The organism is Streptomyces sp. NPDC026673, from assembly GCF_040638135.1.
In the GTDB taxonomy this organism is placed as follows: Bacteria; Actinomycetota; Actinomycetes; order Streptomycetales; family Streptomycetaceae; genus Actinacidiphila.
On the sequence record NZ_JBEZXR010000151.1, the window covers coordinates 1 to 7,274 of the forward strand.

At 70.9% G+C, this 7,274-nt stretch carries 5 protein-coding genes; all 5 read left to right on the forward strand.

The window, feature by feature from the left end; all coding sequences use genetic code 11:
* Window positions 1-2,286, forward strand: a 2,286-nt coding sequence (locus tag AB0F62_RS42085) for a M4 family metallopeptidase (protein ID WP_361812004.1), incomplete at its 5' end; no start/stop codon positions are given.
* Window positions 2,287-2,414: 128 nt separating this feature from the next.
* On the forward strand, window positions 2,415-3,434 hold the full coding sequence (locus AB0F62_RS42090) for a LuxR C-terminal-related transcriptional regulator (protein ID WP_361812007.1): 1,020 nt from the start codon (window positions 2,415-2,417) through the stop codon (window positions 3,432-3,434).
* A 564-nt stretch (window positions 3,435-3,998) separates the two neighbouring features.
* Entirely contained in the window at window positions 3,999-4,088 is a 90-nt protein-coding gene (gene kdpF / locus AB0F62_RS42095; RefSeq protein WP_361812010.1) for a K(+)-transporting ATPase subunit F, read from the forward strand.
* Entirely contained in the window at window positions 4,088-5,752 is a 1,665-nt protein-coding gene (kdpA, locus tag AB0F62_RS42100) for a potassium-transporting ATPase subunit KdpA (protein WP_361812013.1), read from the forward strand. The genes kdpF and kdpA overlap by 1 nt, the downstream gene beginning before the upstream one ends.
* A gap of 83 nt (window positions 5,753-5,835) precedes the next feature.
* Window positions 5,836-7,274 (forward strand): potassium-transporting ATPase subunit KdpB (kdpB, locus tag AB0F62_RS42105; RefSeq protein ID WP_361812015.1); only part of this gene is annotated, 1,439 nt, incomplete at its 3' end.

Sequence of the window (7,274 nt, forward strand, 5' to 3'; positions counted from 1 at the left end):
AAGGGCGTGCTGGCCCGGCACGTCACCGTGCGCGGCACCGACCCGTCCACCGGCGCGCCCGTGGTCCAGGAGGTCTACGTCGACGCCGCCACCGGTATCGCGCTCTTCGAGTACGGCGGCCTGCCCACCTTCGCCGCGCCGGCTTCGGCCCGAGGCACCGCCGCCCACCGCAGCGGCACGTCCATGCGCGGCGGCACCTCGGCGCGGAACGGCGCGCCCGCCGCTCCCGCGAGCGGATCGACGGGCGTCATCGGCAGCGGGGTCCTCCTCCACGGCGCCACCGTCCCGCTGAACCTCACCAAGGACGCCGGCACCGGGCAGTACCTGCTGCGCGACACCGCGCACATGGCCGGCGGCAAGAGCCAGAACGTCATCCAGACCTGGGACGCCTCCAGCCTCTGGTACCAGGACGTGTCGGGCCAGTGGCCGGAGGGCGTGGTGCCGTTCGCGATGCCGACCACGAAGGCGCCGCAGGAGATGACCGACAGCGGGGCCGTGGACGCCCACTGGGCGGCCGGGAAGGTGTACGAGTTCTACCGCGGCACCTTCAAGCGCGACAGCCTCGACGGCAAGGGCATGGCCATCAACTCCCTCGTCGGCGTGACGGATTACGGCTCGCCGTTCGTCAACGCCTTCTGGGACCACACCAAGATGGTCTACGGCACGGGTGACGACGAGTACCGCTCCCTCGCCTCCGACCTGGACGTCGTCGGCCACGAGATGACCCACGGCGTCGTCGAGCACACCGCCGACCTCGTCTACGCCGGCCAGTCCGGCGCCATGAACGAGGCGCTCGCCGACTACTTCGGCAACGTCATCGACGTCACCGTCAACCGCACGTCCATGACCGACCCCGAGGCGAGCCTGATCGGCGGCGACCTCTGCCGGACCCGGGCGCCGAAGGACTGCGCCTTCCGCGACCTGAACGACGGCGCCACCACGAAGGGCTTCCTCGGACTGCCCCTCGGCGCGTCGTACGACAACGGCGGAGTGCACGTCAACTCCACGATCTTCAGCGGCGCGCTGTGGGACATCCGCGAGAGCCTGGGCGGCGAACTCGCCGACCAGATCGTCTACAAGGCGCTCACCTCCTACATCACGCCCCTCGACGGTTTCGACGAGGGCCGTGACGCGGTCCTCGCCGCCGCCAAGTCCCTGCACGTCAAGGGCGACCGCCTGGCCAAGGTCAAGAAGGCCTTCGACGCCCACGGCATCGTCCCCGGCTGGGAGAAGAACCTCGGCCTCGACAGCGACGTGCTGATGGGCAGGCTCGGCACCCTGATGTCGTACGTCGGCACCGGCAACAGCCCGAGCGCGGGCGGCGGCTGGTGGGCGGCGCCCAAGTCCAGCGCCGACGGCGCCGAGCCGTACGCGGTGTGGACCGGGCGTACCGACGGCAAGGGCAAGCCCCGCCGTATCTCCCCGGTCGACGGGCGTTCGCACCTCAGCCCCGTCACCGACGGCAAGCGCGTGGTCTGGGTGGCCGTCGGCGACGTCCCCGGTGACGACCCCTGGGTCCACACCTACGACATCCTTGCCGCGCCCGTGGGCGGCGGTCCCGTCAAGACGCTGTACAGCACCGGATCGCAGATCGGCGGCCTGAGCGTGGACGGCGACACGGTCGCCTGGTCCGACCGCGACGAGACGACCGGACTGCAGCGGGTCTCCTACCTCAAGGGCGGCGCCACCACCCCGCAGCAGGTCCCGGTCGGCCGGGACTACAACCAGACGGCCGAACCCGCCGTCAAGGACGGGCGCATCGCCTACATCCACGACGGCATGTTCGACGGCACCTACGGGATCGTCGTGGAGGTCTTCGACACCAGGACCGGCAAGACCACGGTGCTGGGCGCGCCCTCGCAGCCCGAGTGGATCAGCACGCCGGTGATCACCGCGGCCGGTGTGTACTGGCTCATCGACACCGACTACACCGACGACGCCTTCACCACCCTGCGCCGGGCGTCGCTCGACGGCTCGACCGTCACCGACGTCATCGCGGAGGACGGCCCGCGCCCCGTCCGGGCGTACGGCCTCACGGCGTCGGACACCGCGGTCACGCTGACCCTGTACTCCTCGTTCTCGCAGGTCTTCGACGACTACAACGACTCGCTGGCCAAGCTCTGGCAGTTCACCCCGCAGGGCGCCCCGCTGGGCCGGGTCTCCTGCAGCAAGGGCCAGCAGTCGAACGCCGCCGCCGGCACCGGCAGCCGCGTCCTGTGGATGGACACCACCACCACGGACACGGACCTGGTGACCCGGGCCCGTCCCGCGGGCACCTGCCGCTGAGCGGCCGCGACACCGCACCACCCCGACGGGGGCCCGGACCGGCGCACGCCGGACCGGTCCCCCGCCGGCCGTTCCGCGAGGCGTACGATCATCACGCGGGGCGCGGACGTACAGGGGTGGCAGGCTGCATGGATGTCTCATCGGGCGGTCCTTGGGCGGGGACGGGGCTGGACCCCCTGGGCGCACGGGTCCTGGAGTACCTGGTGGGCCACCCTTCCGCGGACGCCGCCGCGGTGGCCGGGGCGGTCGGCACGTCCGTCGGCGAGGCCGAACGCGCCCTGCGGGCCCTGGAGGACGAACTCCTGGTCATCCGCATCCCCGGCGGATCCCCGCGCTGGAAGGCCGGCCCGCCGCGCTCGTCCCTGGGTTCGCTGCTCGCCCGCCGGCGGAGCGAGCTGGCCCGCACGGAGCTGTTCATGGAGCAGCTCGACGAGCTCTACCGCTCCGCCGCGCACCCCGGCGCACCCGACCTGGTGGAGGTGCTGGAGCACGGCGACGAGGTCGCCGCCCGCTACGCGTACCTGCTGAAGGGCAGCCGGAGCGAGGTGCTGCACCTGGCCAAACCGCCCTACGTGACGGAGACCGCGGACGACTCGGGACACCGGGACCCGGACCGTACCGCCGTCGCCCCGGGGGTGCGGCTGCGCTCGGTGTACGAGGCGGACGGCTTCACCGACGAGGTGTCCCTGGAGACCGCGATCCGCGGCACCGCGGTGGGCGGTGAATTCCGCCTCGGCACACGGCTCCCCGTCAAGCTGGCCCTCTTCGACCGGACCGCCGCCCTCCTCCCGCTGCACGGCGACCGGCCCGCGGCGGGCTCCCTGGTGGTGTACTCCCCGGCCATGATCGAGGTGTGCGTGGCGCTCTTCGAGGGCATCTGGGAACGCGCGACGCCGGTCTCGCTGGAGAGCCGCCAGGACTGGCCCGCCGCGCGCCGCGAGCGCGAGGCGGTCGAGACCGACGAACGGACCCGCGAGATCCTCCATCTCATGGCGACGGGGATGAAGGACGACGCCATCGCCCGGGTGCTCGGCGTGAGTCGCCGGACGGTGCAGAAGCACGTCAGCGAGGTGGGCACCGCCCTCGGCGCCAGGACGCGGTTCCAGATCGCGCTGCTCGCCCGGGAACGCGGCTGGCTGGACGCCTGACCCGTCGTCCCGCCCGGCATGCCGGACATCGTGCCGGGACCGGGGTCCGTCGCGTGCGACCGGCTGGTCACCGTCCCGATGCACCCGCATGCCGCGGTGCGGGACGGTTCCGATCACCTCCGTCCGCGCGCGGCGCCGAGCTCGGGATCCGCCTCACGGCGTGCGGGCCCGACCCTGCCGGCAGCGATCACGACGCACCCCTGATCCGGCGCGCGTGACCGCCCGCCGCCCCCGCCCCTGCCCCGGGGCCGTGGACGGGCTCCGGGCCCCGGTGACGACACGGGGACACCCCCGTCCCCCATTCGGCCCAGGCCGCGTCAAGGTCCCGTCAAGCACCTCGTGGGCGGCGTCAGGAACCCGCTAACGGACCTCGTCAGGGGAACCGCGACGCGGTTCGCTACGGAGGCCGGTTTTTCGCCGGCGCCGCGGGCCCGACCGGGCACGCGGTACCCGTTCCCCATACGACTAACCGGGGTGCCTCCGCATGCCAGATCTGGCCTTCATCGTCCTCACCGTCGTCGTCTTCGCCGTGCTCGGCCTCGTGGCCAAGGGGGCGGAGCGGCTGTGAGCGTCGAAAACGTCGTCGGACTCGTCGTCGCCGTGGCCCTGGTCGGTTACCTGGTGCTGGCGCTGATCTACCCGGAGAAGTTCTAGTGAACGACACCCTCGCGGGCTGGCTCCAGATCCTCGCGCTCGTCGGCGCGCTGGCCCTGACCTACCGGCCGCTGGGCGACTACATGGCCCACACCCTCACCTCCGCCAAGCACCTGCGCGTCGAGCGCTTCGCGTACCGGCTCGGCGGGGTCGACGGCGACGCGGACCAGAAGTGGTCCGTCTACCTGCGGAGCGTGCTGGCCTTCTCGGCCGTCTCCGTCCTCTTCCTCTACGGCTTCATGCGGCTGCAGAACCACCTGCTGCTGTCCATAGGCATGCCGGCCGTGACGCCCGGCGTGTCCTTCAACACGGCCGCCTCCTTCGTCACCAACACCAACTGGCAGTCCTACTCGGGTGAGTCCACGATGGGCCACCTGGTGCAGATGTCCGGTCTCGCGGTGCAGAACTTCGTCTCCGCCTCCGTCGGCATCGCCATCGTCGCGGCCCTCATCCGGGGCTTCACCCGCAAGAAGACCGACCGCGTCGGCAACTTCTGGGTGGACCTCACGCGCATCGTCGTGCGCGTGATGCTCCCGCTGGCCTTCGTCTTCGCGATCGTCCTGGTCGCGGCCGGCGCCGTGCAGAACTTCCACGGTGTGGACTCCATCTCGACCCTCGTCGGGGACCACCAGAGCCTGACCGGCGGCCCGGTCGCCTCCCAGGAGGTCATCAAGGAGCTGGGCACCAACGGTGGTGGCTTCTACAACGCCAACTCCGCGCACCCCTTCGAGAACCCCAACGCCTTCACCAACTGGCTGGAGATCTACCTCCTGCTGGTGATCGCCACCTCCCTGCCGCGCACCTTCGGCCGCATGGTCGGCGACAACCGCCAGGGCTACGCGATCATCGCCGTGATGGGCGTCATCTGGGCGGCCTCGGTCGCGATCGTCACGGTCAACGAGTTGCACAGCGTGAGCAGCCAGGCCGGACACGTCGCGGGCGGCATGATGGAGGGCAAGGAGCAGCGCTTCGGCGTGTGGGCCTCCGCGCTCTTCGCGGTGTCGACCACCCTGACCTCCACCGGCGCGGTCAACTCCTTCCACGACTCGTTCTCGCCGATCGGCGGCGGGATGACGATCTTCAACATGATGCTCGGTGAGATCGCCCCCGGTGGTACCGGGTCCGGTCTCTACGGCATCCTCATCCTGGCGATCATCACGGTCTTCGTGGCCGGTCTGATGGTCGGCCGCACCCCGGAGTACCTGGGCAAGAAGCTCGGCGGCCGGGAGATGAAGTTCGCCTCCCTGTACATCCTCACCACCCCGGCGATCGTCCTGATCGGTTCCGGCCTCGCCATGGCGATGCCGGGCCAGCGCGCGGGCATGCTCAATACCGGTGCGCACGGCTTCTCCGAGGTGCTGTACGCCTTCACCTCGGCCGCCAACAACAACGGCTCGGCCTTCGCGGGTCTGACCGTCAACACCGACTGGTACAACACCGCGCTCGGCCTGGCCATGCTGTTCGGCCGCTTCCTGCCGATCGTGTTCGTCCTGGCGCTGGCCGGCTCCCTGGCCCAGCAGCAGCCGGTTCCGGCCACGGCGGGCACCCTGCCCACCTACCGGCCGCAGTTCGTCGGCCTGCTGACGGCAGTGATCCTGATCGTCGTCGGCCTCACCTACTTCCCGGCCCTGGCGCTGGGTCCGCTTGCGGAAGGTCTGTCCTGATGTCCCTGACCACCCTCGAACCCCCGGCCACGCCGGACGGAACCCCGACCGAGCCGCAGCAGCAGCACCGGGTCTCCGGCGGCATGCTGGACCCGAAGCAGCTGGTCACCTCGCTGCCGGACGCGGTCAAGAAGCTCGATCCCCGGGTGATGGTCAAGAACCCGGTCATGTTCGTGGTCGAGGTCGGCGCCGTTCTGACCACGCTCTCGGCGATCAAGGACCCGAGCATCTTCGCCTGGGTCATCACCGTGTGGCTCTGGCTGACCGTCGTCTTCGCCAACCTCTCCGAGGCCGTGGCCGAGGGCCGCGGCAAGGCTCAGGCCGAGACCCTGCGGCGGACGAAGACCCACACCGTCGCCCGTCGGCTGACCGACTGGCGACCGGGAGCCACCTCGTTCCGCGAGGAGGAGGCCGCGGCCTCCGACCTCAGGCTGGGCGACCACGTGGTCGTCGAGGCCGGGCAGATCATCCCCGGTGACGGTGATGTCGTCGAGGGTGTCGCCTCGGTCGACGAGTCGGCGATCACGGGTGAGTCGGCTCCGGTCATCCGGGAGTCCGGTGGCGACCGCAGCGCGGTGACGGGCGGCACGAAGGTGCTGTCGGACCGGATCGTCGTGCGCATCACCTCCAAGCCCGGTGAGACCTTCATCGACCGGATGATCGCCCTCGTGGAGGGTGCGGCCCGGCAGAAGACGCCCAACGAGATCGCGCTGAACATCCTGCTGGCCTCGCTGACCATCGTCTTCCTGCTGGCGGTGGTCACCCTGCAGCCGTTCGCGATCTACGCGGGCGCCGAGCAGAGCATCGTCATCCTCGCGGCGCTCGTCGTCGCGCTCATCCCGACGACCATCGGCGGACTGCTGTCGGCGATCGGCATCGCCGGCATGGACCGCCTGGTGCAGCGCAATGTGCTGGCCATGTCCGGCCGCGCCGTCGAGGCCGCGGGCGACGTCAACACGCTGCTGCTCGACAAGACCGGCACCATCACCTTCGGCAACCGCCAGGCGGCGGAGTTCCTGCCGGTCAAGGGCACGACCGCGGCCGAGCTGGCGAACGCGGCGCAGCTGTCCTCGCTGGCCGACGAGACGCCCGAGGGCCGTTCCATCGTCGTCCTGGCGAAGGAGAGGTACGGCCTGCGCGAGCGGCACGAGGGCGAGCTCGGCCACGCCGAGTTCGTGCCCTTCACCGCCCAGACCCGCATGAGCGGTGTGAACGTCGACGGCCGCCAGATCCGCAAGGGCGCCGCGTCCGCGGTGACCGCCTGGGTCACCCGCAACGGCGGCGAGGCCGGTGAGGAGGTGCAGTCGCTGGTCGACCGGATCTCGCAGTCGGGCGGTACGCCGCTGGTCGTCGCGGTCGAGGAGAACGGCACGGCCGCTGTCGTCGGCGTCATCCACCTGAAGGACGTCGTCAAGCACGGCATGCGTGAGCGGTTCGACGAGCTGCGGCGGATGGGCATCCGCACGGTCATGATCACGGGTGACAACCCGCTGACGGCCAAGGCGATCGCCGAGGAGGCGGG